The 25,528-nt window shown below is 54.5% G+C and carries 25 protein-coding genes and 1 pseudogene; 12 read left to right on the top strand and 14 right to left on the bottom strand.

Features of this window, described 5'->3' with window-relative positions; translation table 11 throughout:
• Window positions 1-47 precede the first annotated feature (47 nt).
• The 5 genes from GY169_RS09740 to GY169_RS09720 are packed head-to-tail and all read right to left on the bottom strand — an operon-like array spanning window position 48 to window position 5,397.
• Window positions 48-1,193, bottom strand: coding sequence for an alginate lyase family protein (locus GY169_RS09740; protein ID WP_167575600.1), 1,146 nt, complete (start codon window positions 1,191-1,193; stop codon window positions 48-50).
• 10 nt (window positions 1,194-1,203) lie between these two features.
• A complete protein-coding gene (locus GY169_RS09735; RefSeq protein ID WP_167575599.1) occupies window positions 1,204-2,295 on the bottom strand; it encodes an ABC transporter ATP-binding protein in 1,092 nt (363 codons plus the stop codon).
• A gap of 10 nt (window positions 2,296-2,305) precedes the next feature.
• The gene (locus tag GY169_RS09730) at window positions 2,306-3,145 is read right to left on the bottom strand and encodes a carbohydrate ABC transporter permease (protein ID WP_064544808.1); all 840 of its coding nucleotides are present in this window, start codon (window positions 3,143-3,145) and stop codon (window positions 2,306-2,308) included.
• 9 nt (window positions 3,146-3,154) lie between these two features.
• Window positions 3,155-4,096 carry a carbohydrate ABC transporter permease gene (locus GY169_RS09725; RefSeq protein ID WP_223802808.1) on the bottom strand — a complete coding sequence of 314 codons (942 nt, stop codon included), beginning with the start codon at window positions 4,094-4,096 and terminating at the stop codon, window positions 3,155-3,157.
• Window positions 4,097-4,107: 11 nt separating this feature from the next.
• Window positions 4,108-5,397, bottom strand: coding sequence for an ABC transporter substrate-binding protein (locus GY169_RS09720; RefSeq protein ID WP_167575598.1), 1,290 nt, complete (start codon window positions 5,395-5,397; stop codon window positions 4,108-4,110).
• Between the two features lie 514 nt (window positions 5,398-5,911).
• On the opposite strand from GY169_RS09720, the gene GY169_RS09715 reads away from it, so the two are divergent.
• Both GY169_RS09715 and GY169_RS09710 read left to right on the top strand, forming a co-directional pair.
• On the top strand, window positions 5,912-7,150 hold the full coding sequence (locus tag GY169_RS09715; RefSeq protein WP_167575597.1) for an alginate lyase family protein: 1,239 nt from the start codon (window positions 5,912-5,914) through the stop codon (window positions 7,148-7,150).
• Entirely contained in the window at window positions 7,150-9,147 is a 1,998-nt protein-coding gene (locus GY169_RS09710; protein WP_167575596.1) for a heparinase II/III family protein, read from the top strand. Before GY169_RS09715 ends, GY169_RS09710 begins: the two co-directional genes overlap by 1 nt.
• Before the next feature lie 30 nt (window positions 9,148-9,177).
• Here GY169_RS09710 and GY169_RS09705 read toward each other — a convergent pair whose 3' ends face one another.
• Both GY169_RS09705 and GY169_RS09700 read right to left on the bottom strand, forming a co-directional pair.
• Entirely contained in the window at window positions 9,178-9,900 is a 723-nt protein-coding gene (locus GY169_RS09705; RefSeq protein WP_167575595.1) for a phosphodiester glycosidase family protein, read from the bottom strand.
• 3 nt (window positions 9,901-9,903) lie between these two features.
• Window positions 9,904-10,083, bottom strand: a complete 180-nt coding sequence (locus tag GY169_RS09700; RefSeq protein WP_163449278.1) for a YoaH family protein — start codon at window positions 10,081-10,083, stop codon at window positions 9,904-9,906.
• Between the two features lie 91 nt (window positions 10,084-10,174).
• Between GY169_RS09700 and pabB the strand changes: the two genes are divergently transcribed.
• The 4 genes from pabB (at window position 10,175) to GY169_RS09680 (ending at window position 15,333) form a co-directional block, all read left to right on the top strand.
• Window positions 10,175-11,530: an aminodeoxychorismate synthase component 1 gene (pabB, locus tag GY169_RS09695; RefSeq protein WP_167575594.1), complete on the top strand. Its 1,356-nt coding sequence runs from the start codon at window positions 10,175-10,177 to the stop codon at window positions 11,528-11,530.
• Window positions 11,531-11,532: 2 nt separating this feature from the next.
• Complete coding sequence (locus GY169_RS09690) at window positions 11,533-12,111, top strand: CoA pyrophosphatase (RefSeq protein WP_163449280.1); 579 nt, start codon at window positions 11,533-11,535, stop codon at window positions 12,109-12,111.
• A gap of 164 nt (window positions 12,112-12,275) precedes the next feature.
• Window positions 12,276-13,640 carry an L-serine ammonia-lyase gene (gene sdaA / locus GY169_RS09685; RefSeq protein WP_064544793.1) on the top strand — a complete coding sequence of 455 codons (1,365 nt, stop codon included), beginning with the start codon at window positions 12,276-12,278 and terminating at the stop codon, window positions 13,638-13,640.
• A 136-nt stretch (window positions 13,641-13,776) separates the two neighbouring features.
• Window positions 13,777-15,333 carry an EAL domain-containing protein gene (locus tag GY169_RS09680; RefSeq protein WP_167575593.1) on the top strand — a complete coding sequence of 519 codons (1,557 nt, stop codon included), beginning with the start codon at window positions 13,777-13,779 and terminating at the stop codon, window positions 15,331-15,333.
• A 34-nt stretch (window positions 15,334-15,367) separates the two neighbouring features.
• On the opposite strand, the gene yoaE is transcribed toward GY169_RS09680, so the two are convergent.
• Window positions 15,368-16,927 carry a CNNM family cation transport protein YoaE gene (gene yoaE, locus GY169_RS09675; protein WP_167575592.1) on the bottom strand — a complete coding sequence of 520 codons (1,560 nt, stop codon included), beginning with the start codon at window positions 16,925-16,927 and terminating at the stop codon, window positions 15,368-15,370.
• Window positions 16,928-17,382: 455 nt separating this feature from the next.
• On the opposite strand from yoaE, the gene manX reads away from it, so the two are divergent.
• From manX to mntP, 5 genes are all read left to right on the top strand, one after another.
• Window positions 17,383-18,351 carry a PTS mannose transporter subunit IIAB gene (manX, locus tag GY169_RS09670; protein ID WP_163449283.1) on the top strand — a complete coding sequence of 323 codons (969 nt, stop codon included), beginning with the start codon at window positions 17,383-17,385 and terminating at the stop codon, window positions 18,349-18,351.
• Window positions 18,352-18,412: 61 nt separating this feature from the next.
• Window positions 18,413-19,213 (top strand): PTS mannose transporter subunit IIC, encoded by an 801-nt coding sequence (gene manY / locus GY169_RS09665; RefSeq protein ID WP_064544786.1) that lies wholly within the window; start codon window positions 18,413-18,415, stop codon window positions 19,211-19,213.
• A gap of 12 nt (window positions 19,214-19,225) precedes the next feature.
• Window positions 19,226-20,077 carry a PTS mannose transporter subunit IID gene (locus GY169_RS09660; protein WP_064544784.1) on the top strand — a complete coding sequence of 284 codons (852 nt, stop codon included), beginning with the start codon at window positions 19,226-19,228 and terminating at the stop codon, window positions 20,075-20,077.
• 54 nt (window positions 20,078-20,131) lie between these two features.
• Entirely contained in the window at window positions 20,132-20,590 is a 459-nt protein-coding gene (locus GY169_RS09655; protein WP_065356793.1) for a DUF986 family protein, read from the top strand.
• 379 nt (window positions 20,591-20,969) lie between these two features.
• Entirely contained in the window at window positions 20,970-21,542 is a 573-nt protein-coding gene (mntP, locus tag GY169_RS09650) for a manganese efflux pump MntP (protein ID WP_167575591.1), read from the top strand.
• On the opposite strand, the gene rlmA is transcribed toward mntP, so the two are convergent.
• From rlmA to mgrB, 5 genes and pseudogenes are all read right to left on the bottom strand, one after another.
• A complete protein-coding gene (gene rlmA, locus GY169_RS09645; RefSeq protein WP_167575590.1) occupies window positions 21,539-22,336 on the bottom strand; it encodes a 23S rRNA (guanine(745)-N(1))-methyltransferase in 798 nt (265 codons plus the stop codon). The two genes, mntP and rlmA, sit on opposite strands and share 4 nt — an antisense overlap.
• A 171-nt stretch (window positions 22,337-22,507) precedes the next feature.
• Window positions 22,508-22,717: a transcription antiterminator/RNA stability regulator CspE gene (gene cspE / locus GY169_RS09640; protein ID WP_001062678.1), complete on the bottom strand. Its 210-nt coding sequence runs from the start codon at window positions 22,715-22,717 to the stop codon at window positions 22,508-22,510.
• Window positions 22,718-22,729: 12 nt separating this feature from the next.
• A pseudogene (locus tag GY169_RS09635) lies at window positions 22,730-22,874 on the bottom strand (DUF2627 domain-containing protein).
• A 755-nt stretch (window positions 22,875-23,629) separates the two neighbouring features.
• Entirely contained in the window at window positions 23,630-23,923 is a 294-nt protein-coding gene (locus GY169_RS09630; protein WP_163448006.1) for a YebO family protein, read from the bottom strand.
• A 72-nt stretch (window positions 23,924-23,995) separates the two neighbouring features.
• Window positions 23,996-24,139, bottom strand: a complete 144-nt coding sequence (mgrB, locus tag GY169_RS09625; RefSeq protein ID WP_163448005.1) for a PhoP/PhoQ regulator MgrB — start codon at window positions 24,137-24,139, stop codon at window positions 23,996-23,998.
• Window positions 24,140-24,307: 168 nt separating this feature from the next.
• Between mgrB and GY169_RS09620 the strand changes: the two genes are divergently transcribed.
• The gene (locus tag GY169_RS09620) at window positions 24,308-24,547 is read left to right on the top strand and encodes a YobH family protein (protein WP_064544772.1); all 240 of its coding nucleotides are present in this window, start codon (window positions 24,308-24,310) and stop codon (window positions 24,545-24,547) included.
• A gap of 52 nt (window positions 24,548-24,599) precedes the next feature.
• Here the strand turns inward: GY169_RS09620 and kdgR are convergent, their stop codons facing one another.
• Window positions 24,600-25,391, bottom strand: a complete 792-nt coding sequence (kdgR, locus tag GY169_RS09615; protein WP_064544768.1) for a DNA-binding transcriptional regulator KdgR — start codon at window positions 25,389-25,391, stop codon at window positions 24,600-24,602.
• Between the last annotated feature and the right edge of the window lie 137 nt (window positions 25,392-25,528).

Here is a 25,528-nt window from a genome sequence, read left to right as displayed (position 1 = left end):
GGCGGTACGCCGCTATCCGGCAACGCCCGCCAAACTGCCTGATGGCACTACGCTTGCCCCGGACACCACATCAGCTGTTCTTTCAGCTGCAGCGTCTCCTGCGGCACGCACTTCAGCGCTTCACGGTAGCTCGCCGCCTGCTTCGGATAACCCCGTATCGATTGCAACAGTACCCGTAGCGCGCTGTCCCAGACGATGCCCTGTAAGTCACTGTACGGCCACAGCTCCGGTTCACGGATAAACGGCACCAGATAGTCTATTCCCTGCTTCACCCCGCGTCCGTCACGGATAGTATTCCAACGGTCGAACTCCACGTGTTCGGCGTAGCGGTTGAGCAACAGATGCGCCTCAAGGTTAAACAACGAATAGTGGAACGGAATGGTACGCTCCAGTTCCATCGTCTGCTTGCCGTCCTGGTCAATTTGCGCCGCCATACGCTGAGTAATCCCCTGCTCAATAATGCGCGCCGCCAGCCCCTTATCGCCGTAGAACAGCGCGTTCACCGTGCGCTGCGCGTCGTACCAGGTGCCGTGGTTGTTGTGCCAGACATATTCAGAATGACCAATTTCGCTGTAGTACATCCAGTGGTTAAAGTCGCGGAACCACTGGTGCAGGCCGATGATATCGTCAGTATCCAGCACGCTGGCGCCATTAATCAGCCCGATGGTATCAACCACCATCCACAGCAGACGGGTATCAATCAGCCCGGTGCCGCGCCCGGAGACAATCCCCGGAATCGCCTGGCCGTAGTTGAGATGCGGGTTCATCCGCGTATCGCCATCAAGGAACCAGCAGCGAATCTGTTGCGCGGCGGCCTGCGCATACTGACGCTGGCCGGTGAAGTACCACGCCAGCCCCAGCGTCAGGCAGCGCTCGCACATACGGATAATGCGCGAGGTATCGGTGTCGTTGTTTTCGCACTGCGGGTTGATATGCCCGTCGCGACGAATATAGGGCAGCCCATTGGGCCGCCGCGGATTCGGCCACCAGTAGGTGCCGAGACTGTAGTAATCGTGGGCGTCGCCGCTCGCCGGACGCAGTTTTTTATGCACCACGCTTTCTGTCGGCTCGCGCCGCAGCTGATCGGCCTCCGCCACCAGTTTGCTCAGCGCGAGTTGCAACGGTGAGAACGGTTGCTTGAGGCCCGCGCGCGCATTTTCCAGGCAATTTTCATCCAGGGTGTACAGCTTCATTGCCACCTTATTAGCCCTCCAGGCACGCTATGCGCTGGCCGCTTTGCGCATCAAACAGATGCACACCGGAGAGCTTCGGCTGCAGCCAGATGTTGTCGCCCTCTTTCACCGACAGGCGCTGCTTAAAGACCGACGTAAAGGCACCGCCGCCGGTATCGCAAAACAGCTGCATATCCGACCCGGTATTCTCCACCGCCGTAACCTTCGCGGCCAGCGCATCATCCCGCGCTTCATTCACCACGTTGACCTGTTCGGGGCGGATAGCGTACACCACCTGCTGACCATTTTTCACCTGTAAACCCGCAGGCAACGCCAGCAGCGAGCCATCCTTCAGGCGCAGGCTGGTAGTCGGGCCGTTGATCGCCACTTCGCCCGGCAGTTGGTTAATTTCCGGCGAACCGATAAAGCCTGCCACGAACAGGTTAGCCGGTTGGTCATACAGTTCAAGCGGCGTCCCGGCCTGCTCAATACGCCCATCGCGCAGCACAACGATCATCTGCCCCATGGTCATCGCCTCGATTTGGTCGTGGGTGACGTAGACCGACGTGGTTTTCAGGCGACGATGCAGTTCGCGAATCTCGCCGCGCACCTGGGTACGCAGCTTGGCATCCAGGTTGGAAAGCGGTTCATCAAACAGGAATACCTGCGGCTTACGCACAATCGCGCGCCCCATCGCCACGCGCTGACGCTGGCCGCCGGAGAGATCCTTCGGCAGGCGCTCCAGCAGCGGCTCCAGCCCCAGCAGCGCCGCGGCTTCATCCACTTTTTGCTTAATTTCCGTCTTCGGCAGACGCGCCATTTTTAGCGCAAAGCCCATGTTTTCGCGTACCGTCATCTGCGGATAAAGCGCATAGCTCTGGAACACCATCGCGATATCACGCAGTTTCGGTTCCACCTCGGTGACATTACGCTCATTAATATGCACTTCGCCGCCGGAAATCTCCTCCAGCCCGGCAATCATGCGCAGCAGCGTGGATTTACCGCAGCCGCTCGGCCCCACCAGCACGCAGAACTCACCGTCAGGGATAGTCAGCGACACATCTTTAATCACGTGCGCATCGCCATAAGATTTACGCACGCTGTTCAGTACAACGGATCCCATTGGTAGCTCCTTATCCTTTGACCGCGCCGGACATGATCCCGCGGTTGAAATGTTTTTGCAGACCCAGATAAACAATGATGCTTGGCAGCATCGCCAGTAGCGTAATCGCAATGAAAATGTTCGGCGTGATGCTCTCGTCGGTACGCAGCGTGCCGAGGATTACCGGAATCGTGTTCAGACTGTCCTGGTTGACCACAATCAACGGCAGCAGGTACTGATCCCAAATCATAATGAAACCGAATGTCACCACCGTTCCCAGCGCCGGCTTCACCAGCGGCAGAATCACGTGGAAGAAAATCTGCCATTCGTTAGCGCCGTCAATGCGCGCCGCTTCTTCCAGCTCTTTCGGGATAGCCGACATAAACTCGGTCAGCACGAAGATGGAGAAGGCCCAGCCCACTACCGGCAGAATCATCCCCAGATAGCTGTTGTAGAGCGAAGCATCGATAAACGGCAGCCGCCAGTTGATGATCATGTACAGCGGAATGGCGATCACCTCTTCCGGCAACATCATGGTCGAGAGAATCACCAGGCTGACCAGCGCGACGCCGCGAAACTTTTTGCGAGCCAGCGCGTAGGCCGCCAGCGCGCTCACCGACACCTGCAAAATGGTGCCGAAGAACACCACCAGGATAGAGTTGAGCAGGTACTGCCAGACGCCGATGTCCTGCCAGGCGAAGATAAAGTTTTCCAGCGAGAACTGGTTCGGCCACGCCAGCAGCTCGCCTGGTTTAACCGGCGCGCCGCTGAACGCAGTGGCCACGATACCCCAGAACGGCCCGACGAAAACAATCAGCAGCAGCGCGTAGATGCACCAGCGTCCTGCGGTATCCCAACGTTTACTTAACATCATGGCTCCTTAGTAACGTGCGATACGTTTTTTCAGCGTCAGATGGCAGATGGTTAACACCACCGTGAAGGCGAACAGCAGGAACGACACCGCCGAAGCGTAGCCGTAGTCGAACTGTTCGAAGCCCAGCTTATAGATGTGGGTCATGATCATCTCCGTGGCGTTAGACGGCCCGCCGCCTGTCGTGGCATACACTTCGGCAAACACGCGGAAACCACGAATAAAGGAGAGCATCAGCACCACCGACAGCGCCGGAATCATCCCCGGCAGCGTGACGTAGCGCAGTCGGTTCCACCAGTTAGCGCCATCCACGTTCGAGGCGTCATACAGGTCGCGGCTGATACCGGCCAGGCCGGCGATGAAAATGACCATGTTGTACGGCACCGCTTTCCAGATATGCAGCAACATGATGACGCCCAGCGCCTGATCCGAGCTGGCGAGGAAGCCCTGATCGGCAACGCCGAACCAGCTGAGAATATGGTTCACCACCCCGTTCGGCGTTGGGTTGAACAGAATGCGCCACATTTCGGCGACGATTGCCGCACTGGTGACCGCCGGCAGGAAAATGGCGGTTCGAATAAAGCGCAGGTGGCGCGCCGGGCCTTCCAGTAACATGGCCAGGAAAAAGGCCAGTATCGCCGCGGCAAACATGGTCACCAGCACGTACAGCAGGGTGTTAACCACCGCTGCGTGCAGCTCAACGTCGGCAAACGCGCGGGTAAAGTTGGCGAACCCCACCCATTCGTCCGGTTGGTTAAAATTGACCTTGTAAAAGCTCATCACCAGACCCTGAATCATCGGGATGAACTTAAACCAGCTGAAGATCACCAGCGCCGGGGCGAGGAACAGCCACGGAATCAGCGCTCGCTTACGTTTTGCCGTCAGCCATCCAGTGGCGTCAGGCGACGCGGCTTGCTTTAGCGGCGCGGACTTCGTCTCATGCAGCGTCATCACATACTCCTTTACTTAGCCAGCACGTTTTGTTTTGCCAGCTCGGCGTTCACTTTGCCGTCAATCGTCTTCAGCTCGGCGCTGATATCGCTATTGCAATCGGCAAAGATGCGGTTGAAGCCGTCAGCGGCCACCTGACGCACCGGCGTCCAGTTCGGAATTTGCGGCACGTAGCGCCCCTGCTCGTTGTACAATTTGGCAAAGGTTTCCCAGCGTTCGTCCTGGTAGACGGCCTTCACATCCACGTTTTTGTTCACCGGCAGACGCACGACAGGAATATGTTGGCTGCCTTTACCCATGCCGATCTCCTGACCTTCCGGCGAGATCATAAATTCGATGAATTTGCGCGCGGCCTCTTTCTGCTGGCTGCTCTTCATCATAAAGACGGTGGTCCCTTCGGCGAGGGTTGCTTCGCCTTTCGGCCCCACCACCGGCACGACTTCGAATTTGTCTTTGCCCGGATCTTTATCAAACAGCGCAATGTGGTACGGGCCGCTGAAGAACATACCGCTCTGACCGGAACGGAAAGAAGGAATGACGTCGGCGGTGGTGGCGTTAATCGCCCCCGGTTGCGTGACCTTTTCGCACATCATGGTACGCATGAAGGTCATGGCCTGCGCCACCTCCGGCGTATTCAGCGAGGCGCTGAAGGTACCGTTGTGTTCCTTGACGAAATCACCGCCCGCCTGCCAGATAAAGCTGCTCATAAACCAGCTGGCGTAGCCGCGGGTTGTGGAGGCCGGAACGATAAAGCCGTAGGTATCGTTTTTACCGTTACCGTCCGGATCCTGAGTGGTAAAGGCTTTGGCCAGGGTTTGAATATCATCCCAGCTTTTTGGCTGCGGCAGGCCCAGCTTTTCGCGCCAGTCCTTACGGACAAACAGCGCGAAGGTTTGCGCCGAGGTCGGGACGCCGTAGTATTTACCGTCGATATAGCGGGTGCTGTTCCACGCGGTGGGATACAGCTGATCGCCGCCGTTGATGGCTTTCGGGTCAATCTCTTCAGCGATACCCAACTGGATAAATTGCCCCAACGAGGCGGCATCGTTGAAAATCAGGTCAGGCAAGGCGTTACCGGCAGCGGCGCGTGCCAGGCGCTGCTCGAAGTCGGTCGTCGCGTTGAAATACTCGATTTTAATACCCGTTTTTTGCTCGAACGTCTCGGCCTCCTGTTTGTAGATATTCTTCGAGTCGTTACTTGCGCGGATCCAGACGTTAAGGGTGGTGGCGGCATAGCTTTGACCGATGCCAAGCCCCAAAGCGGAGAGAAGTAATAATGAACGTAATTTATTCGCAGACATGATGGCATATCCTTTATTGTAGGGCACAACGGTAAATAAATTCGCACCGACTGTTTTGAGAGGCAGTCGGCATTAATACAACATAGGTAAAAATTTATTTTCGAATATTAAATAGAAAGATATTTTCCAATACAACGGGGCAAAAAAGAAATCCTATTTCAAAAACGCAAAAGGTGAATCAGATCACACACAGAAGTGACAGAATAAGTGACAAAAATAATTTAATTATTAATATCAACAAGATATGATTTTACACTTATTATTGATTAAATCAAAAAAAGTAGAAAACCAGCCAAAATCGTGATCGTCATTGCATTAAATGCGTCATTTTTTATCCATCGCAATAAGCATGATGAATATCACAAAAAAATTCACTTTGTCTTTTACACTGCACGCCATCCTATTTACACATTTATTTTTGTTAATTAAAAAGCCTGCCTTTTGCGTGCCGTTAAATACGCAATGGGGTAGTTCTCTTGTTATCTTTTCTCATATTTGCAGAAGGGTTATCACTATGAGTTCAATACCACGCCGAGGAATATTAGGCATTGCCTTACTCTGTTCCGGACTCAGCGCTTCGCTGTACGCTGCCGAACCGTATACGCTGGATGCGAAAGATCTGACCTTCAGCCGTCAGCAGATAGCGGCAAAAGACCCGCTCTTTATGCAGGCCGAAAGCGCGTTGTTAAAAAAGGCAGACCTTGCGCTGAAGCACCCGCTATTTTCGGTGATGGATAAAACGCTCGTCGCCGCCAGCGGCAACAAGCACGATTATTACAGCTTCCCGCCTTACTGGTGGCCGAATCCAGACACCAAAGACGGCCTGCCATACATCCGTAAAGATGGGCAAACCAACCCCGACGCCAACAGTGATGCCACCGATAAAAACCGTCTGGTGAAGATGAGTAACGATGTCTCAACGCTGGCGCTGGCCTGGTACTTCTCGCAGGACGAACGCTACGCGCAAAAAGCGGCGCAGCAGATTAAAACCTGGTTCCTCGACCCGAAAACCCGCATGACGCCTAATCTTCAGCATGCCCAGGCGATACCCGGAATCAACACCGGTCGCGGCATCGGGATTATCGATAGCCGGGCGCTGGTTGATGTGGTTGACGCGATTGCCATACTGCAATCTTCTGGTGCGCTTAGCGAAAAGGACACAGGCGAGTTGAAGCAGTGGTTCGGCGATTTTTATCACTGGATGACCACCAGCCAGAATGGCTTCGAAGAAGAAAACTGGCATAACAACCACGGCACCTACTTTGATATGCAGGCCGCCACTTTCGCCCTGTTCAGCGGCAAAACCGAGGAAGCTAAAAAACGCCTCTATGTGACTCAACTGCGGCGTATTGCCGGGCAGTTTGACGTGGAAGGCCGTCAGATGGCCGAGCTGGAGCGCACCCGCCCGTGGCACTACAGCAACTTCAATCTCGATGCCTACAGCCGTCTTGGTCACCTGGGTGAGAAAGCCGGCGTCGATATCTGGAACTTTACCCTCGACGATCACAGCCTGCGCAAGGGTTATCAATACATCGCCGGATTTATCAATAGCGATACCCCATGGCCGTGGAAAGACCTCGACAAAATGGACGATAAAAAAGCGCTGCGTAACATGGCAACCGCCGCACATGCCTGGCCGGAAGATGCGTTGTTCCGCGAGAAAGCCCAGTGGCTGCGGGCAAAATATCCTGATGACATCACGACGCTCATCGCCCCTCTTAATGTGCCAACAGAGGTCAGGGATAACCAATAATGAAACAATTTTCTGGGCTATGGTCCGATATTGCCAGACGTGCAGCCGGCAATAGCGGCCTGATTGAACGGCTCATCAAGGATGCACAACCGGCGCTGAACGCCGAGGTGCGTATTCCGCAAAGCGGAATTGCCACCTGGAATCTGTACTATTTTTGCCCGCATCATGGGGTGCGGCTTATCTGGCAGCCGGACTCACCGCACCGCCATTGTTGCCCGGTCGACGGTGAAGCCTTCAGCGACGAGCCGTGGGACGGCGCGTGGTGGCGAGAGATGAATGGCCGTAACGCCAGCGCTTGTCAGCAGCTCGGGCTGCTGTGGCAGCTCACCGGAGAGGAGGCTTATCGCGATAAAGTGCGTACCCTGCTGATGGGCTACGCCGACGTCTATCCCGGCTATGAGATACACGGCGGGATTCCTCACAACGGTCCAGGCAAGATGAACGCCCAGACTCTGTGTGAAGCCAACTGCATTCTGGATATGGCGCTGGGTTACGATTTTATTCAGCACAGCCTGACCGACGACGAGCGGCAACATATCAGCCGCAACCTGCTGCGCTGCGCAGCGACGTTTTTGCAGGCGCACCGCAGCCCGCAAATTCATAACCACGAAGTGAAAATCAGCGCTGCGTTGGGCGTGCTGGGTTTTGTGCTGGAAGATGAAGAACTGCTGGAGTTCGCCGTCAACGCCCCCTACGGGCTGCGCTGGCAGCTCGAGCACGGCCTGCTGGCGGAAGGGCTGTGGTTCGAAGGTTCAGTACACTATCACTACTACGCGCTGCAGGGCTTTTTCGCCTTTGAGAAACTGGCGCGGGGCACCCGCTGGAGCCTGCTCGACGGCCCGTGGTACCCGCAAATGCTCAGCTTCCCGCTCTCGCTGCTGCTGCCGGATGGCACCTTCCCGCGGCTCAACGACTGCATCGCGGGCCAGGAGAAACTGCACCACCGGGATCTCTACGAATTCGCCTGGTTTATCTGGCGCGATCCGCAGTACGCGGCCGTTTTGCACTTCACCGGGGCGCAGCCGGACGAAAGGGAAACCCTGCTATGGCGTGATTGTCCGCTACCGGAAACCACGCCGGACTTGATCCCTCAGCAGTCGCTGTTTGCGCCAGGCGCGGGTCTGACGCTCTGGCGTCGGCCGCAGCAACAGCAGGCGGTGCTGATCAAACACAGTCCGTGGGGCGGCGAGCATGACCATTATGACAGGCTCAGCCTGATGTTGTGGCAGCGCGACGGTTGGCTACTGCCGGATCTCGGCACTACCGGCTACGGCGCCAAAATGCATTATGACTATTACAAGAACAGCGCCACCCATAACACGTTGACGGTGAATCAGACCAATCAACCTCCCGCCAATGCGGCGGTGCTGGGTTGGCATATGGGCGATGATTATCTGTGGTTGGATACGGAAGTGGATTGGGGGCAACCCCCGCCGCAGCTTAACAGCCATACCCGCGTAGAGTGGGACGAAGAGGCCTGGCGCGAAGTGCATTTTCGCCGTCGCTTGCTGTGGCTGGACGACGTGCTGATCGACCTCTCCATGGTCGATAACCCGCACCGCCAGCAGCTTGACTGGACGCTGCATCTGGCCGCACAGGCGCTCGATCAAAGCGGTACGCCAATGCCCTTCTCGCTCAGTGGTCCGCTGCGACATATGACGGAGTCGACCATGACGCCGTTGCATGGCTGTCAGCCGCGCCATTTTGCCCGTGAAGGCGATACCGTGGCGCTATGGCTGGCCGGCGACGGCGAACTGTGGCAGGGGCTGGCGCCGGATAACCCGGCGGTAAGCGACCTCAGCTATCTGGTGATGCGCAACCATCTGCCGCAGGCGCGATTTGTCTGTCTGTGGGATCTGGCGACGAAATCGCCACTTACCGAGGTCAGCGTGCACCATACGGCTATCGGTACACAGCTCTCATTCTGGCGCGGTGAACGTGTCGCCCACGTCACCCTCTACGATGACCCGGCGTTGCCACCAGATATTCTTCTCTGACCCGCTGCCTTCCGGCAACGGAAGGCGCGTTTACCGTTGTTCCACGGTTATCATGCTGACGAAAGGATGGTACTGCCAGGGTATCGAACCGCCCTGCTGGTACATTTTAGAGATGGTGCCGTCGAGGTAGAGCATTTGCCGTACGTTAAGGCGCGATTTTGCATAACAGGCGAAGTCATAGAAGTTAGTCTCCCGCTCGCTGAGCATAAAGACCACTTTCCCTTCCGCCGTCAGGCCGACACCGTTGCGCAACTTGCGCGAACTGGCGGAGGGCTTCAGCCGCCAGTTGATCACCCCGTTTTCGATCAACATCGGCCCGGATTGTACGGCATAGTCCATTCCCTTCGTGGACTTCAGCTTATCAAGGCTGACAATGCCCGCGTGCTGATTGCGTAAATAGAACACACCGCCAGGCTTGATAAAAAAATTACCGCCGCCGGAGGCGCGATTCAGCGCCACCTTTTTCTGCCCATTTTCGATATACAGCCCCAGTGGCGCATAGGCTTTATCGTAGATCCCGCCGTTCATAGCCATCCGCACACGGCCATCACGATTAATCTCACCCAGCAGCCCACGCAATGAGTCATAGGCTTTGCCGTCAGGCTTACGCCAGTACATCATGATACGTTCGTGTTGAGCATCAACCGTGTAGCTTTGCAGCGTGAGTTTGGGGTCGGTGAGTTGGCACGCATCCTGCGCGACCGCTGCCAGCGGCGCTATCGCCAGCAGCAACGGAGTAAAACGGACGGTCATCGTTTACTCGTCTTCATCCTCAAAACGGGCGACGATACGTTCGCCGGTATGCGTCGCGCGCAGCTCGTCAGCCACCAGCGCAATCGCCTGGCCGCTCGCCATTCCCTGTGCCATCAGTTCCTGAATACGCTCGACGGCTTTCTGCTGCTGCTCATGGCTCAGTGAAGGTAATCCTGCAAACATCATTTACTCCTGCTACATTGTGTGCGCTTATTATTTCATGCTGCCCGATTATTAGCCATAGGCAGCGCAGACCTGGCTGGACTGAATAACGATGTTACACCCTTCAACCCTAACGCTTCCCTGGCGACAGGACGCGGCCGAATTCTACTTCGCCCCGCTCAGCGCCTCACCGTGGGCAATGATGCTGCACTCCGGCTACGCCGAGCACCCGCACAGCCGCTACGATATCGTGGTCGCCGAACCGCGTACCACGCTGCTCACCTACGGTGATACCACCACGGTAAGTGGTCAGAGCGGTGCCATGTCATCGACGGACGATCCGTTGGCTCTGCTACAACACGCGCTCGATGACAGCGAATTCTCCCGCCAGCCGCTGGCTGATTTACCGTTTACCGGCGGCGCCGTGGGGCTGTTTGGCTACGATTTGGGACGACGTTTTGAGAAGCTGCCGACGCGGGCGCAGCACGATATCGCCCTGCCGGACATGGCGGTCGGGATCTATGACTGGGCGCTGATTGTCGACCATCAGCGTCAGGTTGTCACCTTACTGAGCTATGACGATGTGGAAGCTCGTCTGGCGTGGCTGCAGCAGCAGGTTGCGCCGCCGTCGGCCCCCTTCGCTCTCACCTCGGCGTGGCAGTCCAATATGAGCCGCCAGCAGTACGGCGAGAAATTCCGTCAGGTGCAGGCATATCTGCGTAGCGGCGACTGCTATCAGGTGAATCTGGCCCAGCGCTTTCAGGCCACCTATCAGGGCGATGAATGGTCGGCGTTTGTCCGACTGAACCGCGCCAACCGCGCACCGTTCAGCGCCTTTCTGCGCCTTGCCGACGCCGCGATTTTGAGCCTGTCTCCAGAGCGTTTTATTCAGCTTCATCAGCGACAGATCCAGACTCGGCCAATCAAAGGCACGCTGCCTCGCCTGGACGATCCGCAGGCAGATGCTGCTCAGGCGTCGAAACTGGCCAATTCGCCGAAAGATCGTGCAGAAAACCTGATGATTGTCGATCTGATGCGCAACGACATTGGCCGTGTGGCGACGCCCGGCAGCGTGCGGGTGCCGGAACTGTTCGTGGTGGAGCCATTCCCGGCTGTGCATCACCTGGTGAGCACCATTACCGCGGAACTACCCGACTCGCTGCACGCCAGCGATCTGCTGCGCGCCGCTTTTCCTGGCGGCTCTATCACCGGCGCGCCGAAAGTACGCGCCATGGAGATTATCGACGAACTGGAACCGCATCGACGCAACGCCTGGTGCGGCAGCATCGGCTACCTCAGCGCCTGTGGCAATATGGATACCAGTATCGCCATTCGCACCGTTACGGCGACCAACGGCACGCTGTACTGCTCGGCGGGCGGGGGGCTGGTGGCCGATAGCAATGAAGATGCGGAATATCAGGAAACATTTGATAAAGTTAATCGTATCTTACATCAACTGGAGTCCTGAGCATGGCAGACCGTTCGTTGGATCTGGACGATTTTCTCTCCCGCTTTCAGCTACTTCGCCCACAGCCAACCCGCTCGGCGCTCAACGCCCGCCAGGCGGCGGTTCTGATCCCCATCGTCCGTCGCCCGGAACCCGGACTGTTGCTCACGCAGCGCTCCGCACGTTTGCGCAAACACCCAGGACAGGTGGCCTTTCCCGGCGGCGCAGTGGACAGCAGCGACGCCTCGCTGATTGCCGCCGCCCTGCGTGAAGCGCAGGAAGAAGTGGCGATCCCACCCGAATGCGTGGATATCATCGGTGTACTTCCGCCGGTCGATAGCGTGACCGGTTTTCAGGTCACGCCTGTCGTCGGCGTTATTCCGCCGAATCTGCATTATCACGCCAGCGAAGATGAAGTGGCGTCGGTGTTTGAAATGCCGCTGGCCGAAGCGCTGCGTCTGGGGCGCTATCATCCTCTCGACATCCACCGCCGCGGTAATTCGCATCGCGTCTGGCTCTCCTGGTATCAGCACTATTTTGTCTGGGGCATGACCGCTGGCATCATTCGTGAGCTGGCGCTACAAGTGGGCCTCAAGCCCTGACTATACTGATCATATCCACCGGTTTTCAGTATTAGTAAAATCACGGCTATTCATTAGTTAAATTCATGTGAATAGTTAAGCTGAACGCCGGGTTCCCTCATACACTATGCGCAGTAATTACATCGTTGCCGCAACGGCGCGGCAACCCTGTCAGGAGTGTTAAAGTGATTAGTATATTCGACATGTTCAAGGTGGGGATTGGCCCCTCATCTTCCCATACTGTAGGGCCGATGAAGGCTGGCAAACAGTTCGTCGATGACCTGGTCGAAAAGGGACTGATTGATGACGTGACGCGCGTAGCCGTCGACGTCTACGGTTCCCTTTCCCTCACCGGTAAGGGCCACCATACCGATATCGCGATTATTATGGGTCTGGCGGGCAACCAGCCAGATACCGTGGATATCGATGCGATACCCGCGTTTATCCGCGATGTAGAAACCCGTGGGCGTCTGCTGCTGGCCAATGGCCGCGTAGAGGTCGATTTCCCGGCGGACGACGGCATGCGTTTTCGCAGCGAGAACCTGTCGTTGCATGAGAACGCCATGCAGATCCACGCCTGGGCCGGCGATACGCTGGTATACAGCAAAACCTATTACTCTATCGGCGGCGGCTTTATCGTCGATGAAGAACACTTCGGCAAAGAAGCCAGCAACGCGGTAACCGTCCCCTATCCGTTTGCCTCCGCCACCGAAATGCTCGGCTACTGCAAAGAAACCGGCCTGTCGCTGTCCGGCATGGTGATGCAGAACGAACTGGCGCTGCACAGCAAACAAGAAATTGAAGACTACTTTGCCAACGTCTGGCAGACCATGCGCGCCTGTATCGACCGCGGCATGAATACCGAAGGCATTCTGCCTGGGCCACTGCGCGTTCCGCGTCGTGCGTCCGCCCTGCGCCGTATGCTGGTGTCCAGCGACAAACTCTCCCACGATCCGATGAACGTCGTGGACTGGGTGAACATGTTCGCGCTGGCGGTCAACGAAGAAAACGCCGCCGGGGGCCGCGTGGTGACCGCGCCGACCAATGGCGCCTGCGGGATCGTCCCGGCGGTTCTGGCCTATTACGATCACTTTATCGAGCCGGTCACCCCGGATATCTACATCCGCTACTTCCTGGCTTCCGGGGCGATTGGCGCGCTGTATAAAATGAACGCCTCGATTTCCGGTGCGGAAGTGGGCTGTCAGGGTGAAGTGGGTGTCGCCTGCTCGATGGCGGCGGCGGGTCTTGCCGAGTTGCTGGGCGCCAGCCCGGAGCAGGTTTGCGTGGCGGCGGAAATTGGTATGGAGCACAATCTGGGTCTGACCTGTGACCCGGTTGCCGGCCAGGTGCAGGTACCGTGTATCGAGCGTAACGCCATCGCCTCGGTGAAAGCGATCAACGCCGCACGCATGGCCATGCGCCGTACCAGTGAACCGCGCGTGTCGCTCGATAAGGTTATCGAGACGATGTACGAAACCGGTAAAGATATGAACGCCAAATACCGCGAAACCTCCCGCGGCGGCCTGGCGATTAAAGTACAGTGTGACTAATCACACTTTTCACCCACCCCTAATACGGGTGGGTGAATTATTCCCTTCTTTTCCCTCACAATGTTCGCTTGCCACTACACTTGCCTTTGCAGCACTGGTATTTTCAATATCACTCTATTCGCACTGAGCATCGGACATGCAAACAGCACAATGGATTATCAGGAAGTATCTCCGTAAGCGAATCGCTGTTTGTGTGATTATCGCGGTGGGTGCCTTTGCGCTTACCCTGGGGACACGATTTATTTCGCAGCGTAGCGTAAATCAGCAACAGATCGATGCGCTGACGTTCCATTCCGTCGAACGCCTGAATAAAATATTACAGCCGGTGGAAACCCAGCGACAGGCGATGCTGGCGCTGGTTGGCCAACCCTGTATGGCCATCCATCTTCCGTTGCGCAAGTTGGCGGTTACCCTGCAAACGGTACGCTCAATCGCACTCATAAAATCGGGTCAGCTGTACTGTTCCAGCGCGCTGGGCGCGCGCGATGTTGCCGTCCATTCCCTGCAACCGCAGTTGCCGACCAGCCAGCCGCTGCTTGAGCTAACCACCGACCATTCCCTGCTGAAGGGAACGCCGATACTGATTCAATGGTATCCGGCCTCTGCCGACGGCCAGGATGGCGTACTGGTGTCTATCAACATTGATCTCATCAGCAATATTATCCTTGAACCGTCCCCTCCGCTGATTAGCCACGTTAGTCTAAACGTGGGTGAACATCATTTTCAGCATGAGGCCGGCATTACCGATGCGCTGGTCAACGACGGTGACAACGTCTATACCCGAGCCTCCACGGCCTTTCCCTTTAGCGTCACCGCCCACAGCCCCGGCGCCGAGCAGTTGGCGTTGCGTAATCTGGTCTCCGAGCTGCCGCTGGCTATCATCATGAGCGTGCTGTTTACCTGGATTGCATGGCTGGCCACCGCCGGACGGCTCAGCTTCTCGCGGGAAATTAATATGGGGATCGCGGGCAAGGAGTTTAGCCTGTACTGCCAGCCGCAGATGGATGCCCGGATGCAGCGTTGTGTCGGCGTCGAGATCCTGCTGAGGTGGCACAATCCCAGGGTCGGCTGGGTAGAGCCGGACGTATTTATTCCCATTGCCGAAACGCAAAACCTGATTATTCCGCTCACTCGCTATGTGATTAGCGAAACGGCGCAAAAATTGCATCTTTTCCCCAAAGACAGTGACTTCCAGATAGGCATTAACGTTGCCGCGCCGCACTTCAAGAACGGCCGCTTGCTGAAGGACTTACATCAACACTGGTTTAGCTGTCACCCCATTCAGCAGCTAACGGTCGAACTGACCGAGCGCGATGCCCTGCATGACGTGAACTACGAAGTGCGCAGTGACCTGGGGAATCACCAGATCAAGCTGGCGATCGATGACTTTGGCACCGGAAACAGTTCCCTGTCCTGGCTTGAGATGCTGCATCCCGATGTACTGAAGATTGATAAATCGTTCACCAGCGCCATCGGCACCGATGCGGTGAACTCAACGGTCACGGACATTATTATCGCACTGGGGCAACGGCTGAATATCGAACTGATTGCGGAGGGCGTGGAGACACGGGAGCAGGCGCAGTATTTGCAGCGTCACGGCGTCCACTTATTGCAGGGATATCTGTTTTCGCCGCCGATGCCGCTGGCGGATTTTCCGCAGTGGCTGGCTGAGCAGGAAAGCCGAAAAAACTAGCCCGGCGTCAACGTTGACGCCGGGCTACCGGGTATTACTCTTCTTCGTCGTGTGCGGAAACCAGCTTCACGACGCGCACCTGATCGACGCGATAGCTGTTCGCTTCGGTCACGGTGATTTGCAGCGACGGCAGTTCAACCGTCTCGCCCACCGCCGGAATCTGACCGTTTACCGCAATCACCAGACCCGCGACGGTCGCGTAGTCGTTATCTTCATCGACCAAATTATCGAGGTCCAGCGTCTGCTGTAACGCGTGCAGGTCCGTGGTGCCTTTCACTAACCAACCTTCACCATCGGCCACAATTTCCGGCGTTTCATCCGCATCCGGGAACTCACCGGCAATGGCTTCCAGCACGTCCAGCGGCGTCACCAGCCCCTGAACCACGCCAAACTCGTTAGTTACGATAACGAAACTCCCGCGCGCCCGGCGCAGTACGCCCAGCAGGTTAATCGGGTCGAGGGTATCCGGCACGATAATCGCCGGCGTCGCCGCGGCAATCGCCAGCACGTCTTCACCCGCTTCCAGCGCCACCAGCAGCTCTTTAGCACGAACAATACCGACAATTTCATCCAGCTCACCGCGGCATACCGGGAAGAGGCTATGCGGCGATGACAGCAGCTGTTCGCGAATTTCGTCCACGCTCAGATCGGCGTCAACCCAGCTGATTTCACCGCGCGGCGTCATGATGCTGCGCAGCGAGCGCGAGGCCAGAGTCAGCACGCCGTTAATCATATAGCGTTCTTCTTCGACAAACGCCCCTTCCGGCACCGGCACGTTCGGCTGGTGTCCTTCTTCCTGGGCCGCGCTCACCGGCTTGCGGTTACCCATCAGGCGCAGAATGGCGTCAGCAGTACGCGCACGCAGCGGCAGCGTCGATTGATGACGGATAAAGTTACGACGCGCAATCTGGTTAAACAGTTCAATGATGATCGAGAAACCAATCGCCGCGTACAGGTAGCCTTTCGGAATATGGAAGCCAAAACCTTCCGCGACCAGGCTCAGGCCAATCATCAGCAGGAAGCTCAGACAGAGCACCACCACCGTCGGATGCTGGTTGACGAAGTTCGTCAGCGGTTTCGACGCCAGTAACATCACGCCCATGGCAATCACCACGGCGGCCATCATGACCGGCAGATGATTCACCATCCCGACCGCCGTAATCACCGCATCCAGCGAGAAGACCGCGTCAAGCACCACAATCTGCAAAACCACGACCCAGAAACTGGAATAGCCTTTGCCGTGGCCCGAATCGTGCTGACGGTTTTCCAGACGCTCGTGCAGTTCCGTGGTCGCTTTAAACAGCAGGAACAGACCACCCACCAGCATGATCAGGTCTCGTCCGGAGAACGTCTGCCCCCATACGCTGAACAGCGGCGCGGTCAGCGTCACCATCCACGAAATGACGGAAAGCAGTCCCAGACGCATGATCAGCGCCAGCGACAGACCGATAAGACGGGCTTTATCTCGTTGTTTAGGCGGTAGTTTATCGGCAAGGATCGCGATAAAGACCAGGTTATCAATACCGAGAACGATTTCCAGAACGACAAGCGTCAACAATCCGGCCCAAATTGACGGGTCCATTAACAGTTCCATAAACCACTCCAACAAGAGACGTGACGAGTCATCGCTATGTCATGTTTAAGCGAGACGATACCGGATGATAGAAAAGCGTGGCGCGCAAGGCCAGGAAGTGTGCCGCAAGAGCGGTTGATTGCGAAAAGGCGTCGGTGACGATCCATACTACGGGCTGATGCCCTATACTCCTGTGTGATTAAACGGATATACAACATAGCAAAAATAAATGACTTTTTGGCAGAGATTTACGAGTCTTTGCAAAATGTAAGGTAATTTTTTGCAGCCTGAAATAATTGCCGACCTTTAACTAAATTACGGATCTTCATCACATTAATTATTCTTTCACTGTCTAAAATAATTCTCGGTAATTATTGGTTTATCTCTCTAACCCTTGTCTGAATCGATTCGGTAACGACATCGGCTCAAAATGTATCAGACCTACTGATGCACACGATAATAAAAGGAGGTAGCAAGTGACGATTGCTATTGTTATAGGCACACATGGTTGGGCAGCAGAACAACTGCTGAAAACAGCAGAGATGCTGTTGGGTGAGCAGGAGAATGTTGGCTGGATCGATTTCGTGCCTGGCGAGAATGCAGAAACGTTAATCGAAAAATACAACGCGCAGTTGGCCAAGCTTGATACCAGCAAAGGCGTGTTGTTCCTGGTCGACACCTGGGGCGGTAGCCCGTTCAATGCGGCAAGCCGTATTGTTGTCGATAAAGAAAACTATGAAGTGATTGCTGGTGTCAACGTCCCGATGCTGGTCGAAACCTTCATGGCCCGTGATGACAACCCGAGCTTCGACGAACTGGTCGCTCTGGCCGTTGAAACCGGTAGCGAAGGCGTAAAAGCGCTGAAAGCAAAACCGGTTGAAAAAGCCGCTCCGGTCGCAGCACCTGTTGCGCCGAAAGCCGCTGCACCAGCGAAACCAATGGGCCCGAACGATTACATGGTGATCGGTCTGGCGCGTATCGATGACCGTCTGATTCACGGCCAGGTTGCGACCCGTTGGACCAAAGAGACGAACGTGACCCGCATTATTGTCGTCAGCGATGAAGTCGCTGCTGATACCGTGCGTAAAACGCTGCTGACTCAGGTTGCTCCTCCAGGCGTAACGGCACACGTTGTCGATGTCGCTAAAATGATCCGCGTCTACAACAACCCGAAATATGCGGGCGAACGCGTTATGCTGCTGTTCACTAACCCGACAGAAGTGGAACGTGTTGTGGAAGGCGGTGTGAAAATCACCAGCGTCAACATCGGCGGGATGGCTTTCCGTCAAGGTAAAACTCAGGTGAATAACGCCATTTCCGTTGATGAGAAAGATATCGAAGCGTTTAAGAAACTGAACGCGCGCGGTATCGAGCTGGAAGCCCGTAAGGTCTCCACCGATCAGAAACTGAAAATGATGGATCTGATTGCCAAAGCGGAAAAATAACCGTTCTGGCCCGTTTTTTAGCTTTCACACTTAAGTCTGTATAAGCAATAGGAGAAGTACAATGGAGATTACCACTCTTCAGATTGTGCTGGTGTTCATCGTCGCATGTATCGCGGGTATGGAGTCGGTACTTGATGAATTTCAGTTCCACCGTCCGCTGGTGGCCTGTACGCTGATCGGTGCCGTTCTCGGGGACATGAAAACCGGTATTATCATCGGTGGTACCCTTGAAATGATCGCACTGGGTTGGATGAACATCGGTGCGGCAGTTGCACCGGATGCGGCCCTGGCCTCAATTATCTCTACCGTTCTGGTTATCGCCGGTCACCAAAGCATTGGTGCGGGTATCGCGCTGGCGATTCCTCTGGCCGCTGCAGGCCAGGTTCTGACCATCATCGTTCGTACTATCACCGTGGCATTCCAGCACGCGGCGGATAAAGCGGCGGAAAACGGTAACCTGACGGCGCTCTCCTGGCTGCACGTATCTTCCCTGTTCCTGCAGGCAATGCGTATCGCTATTCCGGCGGTTATCGTCGCTGTTTCTGTCGGCACCAGCGAAGTTCAGGGCATGCTGAACGCGATTCCGGAAGTGGTAACCAGCGGTCTGAACATCGCCGGTGGTATGATCGTCGTAGTCGGTTATGCGATGGTTATCAACATGATGCGCGCAGGCTACCTGATGCCGTTCTTCTACCTCGGTTTCGTCACCGCGGCATTTACTAACTTCAACCTGGTTGCTCTGGGTGTGATTGGCGCAGTAATGGCAATCCTCTACATCCAGCTGAGCCCGAAATACAACCGCGTAGCCGGTGCCCCAGCTCAGGCAGCTGGCAATAACGATCTCGACAACGAACTGGACTAACAGGTGAGCGAAATGGTTGATATGACTAAAACTACCACCGAGAAAAAACTCACTCCGAGTGACATTCGTGGCGTGTTCATTCGTTCTAACCTGTTTCAGGGTTCATGGAACTTCGAACGTATGCAGGCGCTGGGCTTCTGCTTCTCCATGGTTCCGGCGATCAAACGCCTGTACCCAGAGAACAACGATGCGCGTAAACAGGCTATTAAGCGTCACCTGGAATTCTTTAACACCCATCCGTACGTAGCCGCTCCAGTACTGGGCGTTACGCTGGCGATGGAAGAACAGCGTGCAAACGGCGCAGAGATTGACGATGGTGCCATCAACGGTATCAAAGTTGGTCTGATGGGTCCGCTGGCAGGCGTGGGTGACCCGATCTTCTGGGGTACCGTTCGCCCGGTATTTGCTGCACTGGGTGCAGGTATCGCGATGAGCGGCAGCCTGCTGGGTCCTTTGCTGTTCTTTATTCTGTTTAACGCAGTACGCCTGCTGACCCGTTACTACGGCGTCGCTTACGGCTACCGTAAAGGTATCGATATCGTTAAAGATATGGGCGGCGGCTTCCTGCAGAAACTGACTGAGGGGGCATCCATCCTCGGCCTGTTTGTCATGGGGGCGTTGGTGAACAAGTGGACGCACGTGAACATTCCGCTTGTGGTATCAACCATCACCGGTCAGGATGGTCAGACTCGCGTCACCACCGTGCAGACTATCCTCGACCAGCTGATGCCGGGCCTGGTACCGCTGCTGTTGACCTTCGCCTGTATGTGGCTGCTGCGTAAGAAAGTGAACGCCCTGTGGATTATCGTTGGCTTCTTCGTCATCGGTATCGTGGGCTACGCAATCGGCCTGCTGGGTCTGTAATATCTGCTGTATGCCGGGGGCCTCTGCCCCCGGTTTTTTTTATCTGGAGGCTTAATGACAATAACGGATCTGATACTGGTTCTTTTCATCCTCGCGCTTCTGGCATTCGCCATTTACGACCAGTTCATTATGCCCCGCCGTCATGGCGTTACCCTGCTCTCGGTTCCCCTGCTGCGCCCTGGACGCGTGGACAGCGTTATCTTCGTCGTGCTGATTGTCATTCTGGTTTATAACAACGTCACTCATCACGGGGAAATAATCACCACGTGGTTATTATGCACGCTGGCATTGATGGGCTTTTATCTCTTCTGGATCCGTAGCCCGAAGATTATTTTCAAAACGGAAGGCTTTTTCTTCGCCAATGCGTGGATTAAATACAGCCGAATCCAAAAAATGAATTTATCCGAGGATGGTGTGCTGGTGATGCAATTAGAACAGCGCCGTCTTCTTGTTCGGGTCAAAAATATTGATGACCTCGAAAAGATCTACAACCTTCTCATCAATAATCAATAAGTTAAAATATAGCCATCGCTATAACTGCATTATTTTCACACAGCAGAGTTATAGCGTTGGCTATGTTTATTCCCACAAACCCTGCCCTATTTATTAACCTCTTGATTACGCAATAAATCTAAATGAAAATCGTTATCATCAAAAGGCGAAATATACAATAGCAAGAGTTGTTTTATATTCTAAAAATATGTTAAGGTTGCGCCCGTCGTTGGGGAGTAGCTGATTTCCACTAGCTGGAAATGTACGTGTCAACATACTCGTTGCAAAACGTGGTGCGTACGGATTACATCAGTAGTCAAGCGAGACCATAGACGCATTTTCTGCTGATTACTGGGGGCAGGAATGTGTCGTATGGAAACTTCCCGGTCTGGACACGCTCATGAATTTAACCGCCACTATCCTCCTTGCCTTAGGTATGTCGATGGATGCATTCGCTGCATCGATTGGTAAAGGCGCCACCCTGCATAAACCCAAATTCTCTGAAGCGCTGCGTACCGGTCTGATTTTTGGCGTCATCGAAATGCTCACCCCGCTGATTGGCTGGGGTCTGGGCATGCTGGCCAGCCAGTTTGTGATGGAATGGAGTCACTGGGTGGCGTTTGTTCTGCTGGTGTTCCTCGGCGGGCGTATGATTATCGAGGGTATTCGCGGTAATGACGACGACGAAGAAGAAAAAGAAGCGCCACGTCGTCACGGCTTCTGGCTGCTGGTCACGACGGCAATTGCCACCAGCCTTGATGCGATGGCTGTCGGCGTTGGGCTGGCATTCCTGAAGGTCAATATTCTGACCACCGCGTTTGCCATCGGCTGCGCCACATTTATGATGTCGACGCTGGGTATGATGGTTGGCCGCTTTATTGGCCCGCTGCTTGGCAAACGGGCCGAAATTCTGGGCGGGGTGGTGCTTATCGCCATCGGCGCGCAGATCCTCTACGCGCACTATATGGGCTAGTCTTCCTCGCGACGCCAGGCGTGAATGGCAAAATCCGTCTGGCAACCAAACTGCGTCTGCTGCTGCAACGTTTCCCACACTTCCGGCTTCGCTCGCCACGCAAACGGCGTCATCTGCAATAGCGTTACCGCTTCATTGCCGGTCAACTGCATCGGGTACGCCAGCGCGTCGTGGCTCTCGAGCGTAAATCCCCCAATCACTTCTGAGTGTGGCGCATGCAACTGCACTTCGTTGTAGATAAGCCCTTTTAGCTCCACGAGATGACGTGGCCCCGGCGTCACTGTGATGACCCACCCGCCAGGTTTCACCACTCGTTTCAGCTCGGAGGGATTGCAGGGAGCATAAATACGAATCACCACATCCATACTGCTGTCAGCAAAAGGCAGACGCTGGCTGGATGCGACGCAAAAATTCACCTGCGGATAGCGCTTAGCGCCAAATCGGACCGCCGTTTTTGACACGTCCAGCCCCCACGTTTCCTGCGCCAGCGCGGCAAACGCGTGGGTGTAATAACCTTCCCCACAGCCAATATCCAGCAACTGTTGCGGGTTAATGGCTCGCAGCTTTTCGCTCACGGCATCGCGCAGCGGCTGATAGTGTCCGGCATCGAGAAAGGCGCGGCGCGCCTGCATCATCTCGGCGCTATCGCCCGGATCGCGAGAACGTTTGTGCTGCACCGGCAGGAGGTTAACGTAGCCCTCTTTCGCCCGATCAAACTGATGACGCTGTGGGCAAAGGTAACTATTGCCGCTGCGCGTAAGCGGCGCGTGGCAGAGCGGACAACTGTAGGACATAACAACTCCGGCTGGATAACAAAGGGCGAAAGTGTACCGCTATTCTGGCACGGACGGAAGGCGACGTGAGGGTTTAAAGCAGATGGTGCTGAAATGATAAAGCCCCGCAAACGCGAGGCTTTATGTCTGATAATGTTGCGCTTGCGCGCCGCAAGATCAGTGGGTGTCGAATCAGATAGCGGTTACGTTAACAGCCGCTGGGCCTTTCTGGCCGTCCTGAATTTCGAACTCAACGTTCTGACCTTCAGCCAGAGTTTTGAAGCCGTTACCCTGGATTGCAGAGAAATGTACGAATACATCTTTGCTGCCGTCAGCCGGAGTAATGAAGCCAAAACCTTTAGACTCGTTGAACCACTTAACTTGACCTTTAATCTTTGCCATTTGCAAAATTCCTTAGAGTGTTTTCTGCGCCCGCAGGCGTTTTCATAGATAAAACTGAGACATGACTGCATGAGGCACTAATATAAGGTTCGGCAGAGAAGCGGTATTCAACGTCAACGTGTTTACTCAGAACTTCTTTACTGATAATGCCATACATAAACAGAACTGTACCTCGTTTAACCCAAAACGTGTTATCACATACAACGTAAATAATGGCAAGCCATTTTTAAACGTGACTCGATCGGCCGCACAAATCCCAACAAATCATTTGCTCATGGGCGCTTTTACGCCTAAGAGCAAACGCTGACGGGCGGCTAGCAGCATGCCGCAAACGTGACCTAGCTTACGGTAACGTAAGACATTTTTAACATAGACCAACTTTTTTTCCGCGTCCAGAATGTCGTTACTATGAGCAAAAAATTTATATCTTTAGATTAATTTCACTATAACTTTTTCAGCTGTCATTTTGATGGCCGGTTATAAGTCCATTCGTACCACATGATGCCCTTCGAAGAGATTCGGTAAATAGCTCGCGTTATTTTGCACCAAAATAATGATCGTTTTGTGACATTGCCTCATAACAACGCAATAAAAACGTTTCGCTATTATGGTGTGGATTATGCAAAGCGGATTCGCATGAATATTAAGCACCGCTACAACATTATTACGAGCGATAATATTTCGACTAGAAATAATACCCGTCAATGAGTCATGAATAACAATAACATACTGTTATGTAATCTACCGGGATGGAAGATCGACGCTAACGCTGACTGATGTTTGCGCAACACTGCAACCAACGCACGCAAAGATAAGAGACTGGCAGGGAAGACACGGATATGCACCAGGGCAGTGCATCAGCATTCAGTCCGGCAGCCTGACCAGGCTGCACGGAGTCATCACATAAAGTTATTATCGTTCGGCAACCAGGCGAATAAAATCGTCTTTGTCGTCTTCTTTTCCGTTTTCTGCCTGCGGCGCCTCTTCTTCCTTTTTCTCTGGCTCATTGGCTTCGCATAAACGACGCAGCAGCGCATTTTGACGCTTTTGCTGATCGAGCAGCGATTCAAGGAGTTCGATTTGCTCGTTAGCGCGAGAACTGGCGCGGTTCACAAAGAACCACAAAACCAGACCGACTAACAGCAGCAGGAAGGATAACGCCAGAGATGCCAGATTTAATGCCCCAGAACTTACAAGATCACTCATTTTACCACCTCAAAAGGAACGATCTATTCTACCACTCACATCACGGAAGGAAATGCTGCCGGCAAAAATGTTTTACCAGGGTATAAACCGGTTAATACTGCAAACCCCGCTGAAAAACTGAACATCCTGATCGCACATCACGTTGATCATTTGTGTCCAGAGCAGCAGGCAGGCAGCAATCACGATTATCAGTAATACCCACCGAAACTTTTTCACTCCACTCTCCGCATGAATTCTTATTCAGATACAACCAGGTTAGCATGCTAACCTTAAACCGCGGCTAACTGTAACGGCATCTTGTGCTTTTAGGAATCATAGACTTGTGTCAATCCGTAATCACGTTACGGTAGTATTCATGAGAGAAATAATAGAAGAGGATTTATTATGCGCCTGTTAATCAGGATTATCGTTTGCCTGGTCATCATTGCGATAGGTGTACTGCTGAGCGGCTATGGTGTACTGGCAGGTAGCCAGAAGACTGCTGGAGGTCTTGGGCTACAATGTAAGTATCTGACGGCCCAGGGATTTAGCACCGCATTTTACCTCCACGGCGATAACGGCGTGGTCGGGCGACCCAGTTGCCCGCTGTTGCGTAAAACGGCCAGCGTCGTCGACGAAGGTTAACGGCAGACAAAAAAAAGCCCGGTACTATATACCGGGCTTTTTTATTTCGCGATCAGAACGGGTAGTCGTTATAGCCCATCTGTTCCGAAATTTTACGCGCTGCGGTATGCAGCATCTCCACATACTCATGCAAGCGCTCTTCGGAGAAACGCAGCGTGGGGAAAGAGATACTCAAACCGGCGATCACCACGCCGAAACGGTCAAACACCGGCACGCCGATACAGCGCAGCCCTTCTTCCTGCTCTTCGTTATCTTCGCCGTAGCCCTGCTTGCGCACCTGTTCCAGAACGGTGATCAGCTCATCGGTGTTGGCAATCGTGCGCTCGGTACTGCACTTATACTCAACGCCTTCAAGGATCTGGCGAACTTCGGCGGTATCACGCCAGGCCAGCAGAACCTTACCAATAGCCGTACTGTACAGCGGGTTACGACGCCCTACGCGGGAATACATACGCAGGTTATACATGGAGTCAATTTTATGGATGTAAACAATGCTGTCTTCATCCAGTGCACCCAGGTGAATGGTCTCTTTCGTCAGACGAGAGAGCTCACGCATCTGGATGTCCGCGCTGCGGATCAGGTCAACGTTTTGCAACGCCCGCGCACCCAGTTCAAAAAGCTTCAGGGTCAGCGAATACTTTTCAGATTCCCCTTCCTGGGCAACATAACCCAAAGACTTCATGGTTTGCAAAAAGCGATAAACGGTGCTTTTCGACATCATGACGCGCTGCGAAAGTTCAGTAATGCCAATTTCGCGTTCTTCGCCAAGCGCCTGCAGGATACCAAATACCTTTAGTACCGAAGAGACAGAATCTGGCTGCTTGTCCAAATCTGCTGCTGACATTTATCACCTCATCGCAACTGTTTTATAAATATTAGAACCGGTTTTTATTATAATTTCGCAAAGCCTCCGTAGCAATGAAACTTCTGTGACCTGGTTACAAATCTTAGACATTCAATTGATTAATCAATGCTAGAATC

The sequence above is a fragment of the Kluyvera genomosp. 3 genome (assembly GCF_011765685.1).
In the GTDB taxonomy this organism is placed as follows: domain Bacteria; phylum Pseudomonadota; class Gammaproteobacteria; order Enterobacterales; family Enterobacteriaceae; genus Kluyvera; species Kluyvera georgiana_A.
This window is presented reverse-complemented; position numbering and strand designations above follow the sequence as displayed.

Coding starts and splice junctions, on each gene's coding strand:
- GY169_RS09740 (WP_167575600.1), bottom strand. CDS start 1,193: ATGAAGCTGTACACCCTGGATGAAAATTGCCTGGAAAATGCGCGCGCG.
- GY169_RS09735 (WP_167575599.1), bottom strand. CDS start 2,295: ATGGGATCCGTTGTACTGAACAGCGTGCGTAAATCTTATGGCGATGCG.
- GY169_RS09730 (WP_064544808.1), bottom strand. CDS start 3,145: ATGTTAAGTAAACGTTGGGATACCGCAGGACGCTGGTGCATCTACGCG.
- GY169_RS09725 (WP_223802808.1), bottom strand. CDS start 4,096: ATGACGCTGCATGAGACGAAGTCCGCGCCGCTAAAGCAAGCCGCGTCG.
- GY169_RS09720 (WP_167575598.1), bottom strand. CDS start 5,397: ATGTCTGCGAATAAATTACGTTCATTATTACTTCTCTCCGCTTTGGGG.
- GY169_RS09715 (WP_167575597.1), top strand. CDS start 5,912: ATGAGTTCAATACCACGCCGAGGAATATTAGGCATTGCCTTACTCTGT.
- GY169_RS09710 (WP_167575596.1), top strand. CDS start 7,150: ATGAAACAATTTTCTGGGCTATGGTCCGATATTGCCAGACGTGCAGCC.
- GY169_RS09705 (WP_167575595.1), bottom strand. CDS start 9,900: ATGACCGTCCGTTTTACTCCGTTGCTGCTGGCGATAGCGCCGCTGGCA.
- GY169_RS09700 (WP_163449278.1), bottom strand. CDS start 10,083: ATGTTTGCAGGATTACCTTCACTGAGCCATGAGCAGCAGCAGAAAGCC.
- pabB (WP_167575594.1), top strand. CDS start 10,175: ATGTTACACCCTTCAACCCTAACGCTTCCCTGGCGACAGGACGCGGCC.
- GY169_RS09690 (WP_163449280.1), top strand. CDS start 11,533: ATGGCAGACCGTTCGTTGGATCTGGACGATTTTCTCTCCCGCTTTCAG.
- GY169_RS09680 (WP_167575593.1), top strand. CDS start 13,777: ATGCAAACAGCACAATGGATTATCAGGAAGTATCTCCGTAAGCGAATC.
- yoaE (WP_167575592.1), bottom strand. CDS start 16,927: ATGGAACTGTTAATGGACCCGTCAATTTGGGCCGGATTGTTGACGCTT.
- manY (WP_064544786.1), top strand. CDS start 18,413: ATGGAGATTACCACTCTTCAGATTGTGCTGGTGTTCATCGTCGCATGT.
- GY169_RS09660 (WP_064544784.1), top strand. CDS start 19,226: ATGGTTGATATGACTAAAACTACCACCGAGAAAAAACTCACTCCGAGT.
- GY169_RS09655 (WP_065356793.1), top strand. CDS start 20,132: ATGACAATAACGGATCTGATACTGGTTCTTTTCATCCTCGCGCTTCTG.
- mntP (WP_167575591.1), top strand. CDS start 20,970: ATGAATTTAACCGCCACTATCCTCCTTGCCTTAGGTATGTCGATGGAT.
- rlmA (WP_167575590.1), bottom strand. CDS start 22,336: ATGTCCTACAGTTGTCCGCTCTGCCACGCGCCGCTTACGCGCAGCGGC.
- cspE (WP_001062678.1), bottom strand. CDS start 22,717: ATGGCAAAGATTAAAGGTCAAGTTAAGTGGTTCAACGAGTCTAAAGGT.
- GY169_RS09630 (WP_163448006.1), bottom strand. CDS start 23,923: ATGAGTGATCTTGTAAGTTCTGGGGCATTAAATCTGGCATCTCTGGCG.
- GY169_RS09620 (WP_064544772.1), top strand. CDS start 24,308: ATGCGCCTGTTAATCAGGATTATCGTTTGCCTGGTCATCATTGCGATA.
- kdgR (WP_064544768.1), bottom strand. CDS start 25,391: ATGTCAGCAGCAGATTTGGACAAGCAGCCAGATTCTGTCTCTTCGGTA.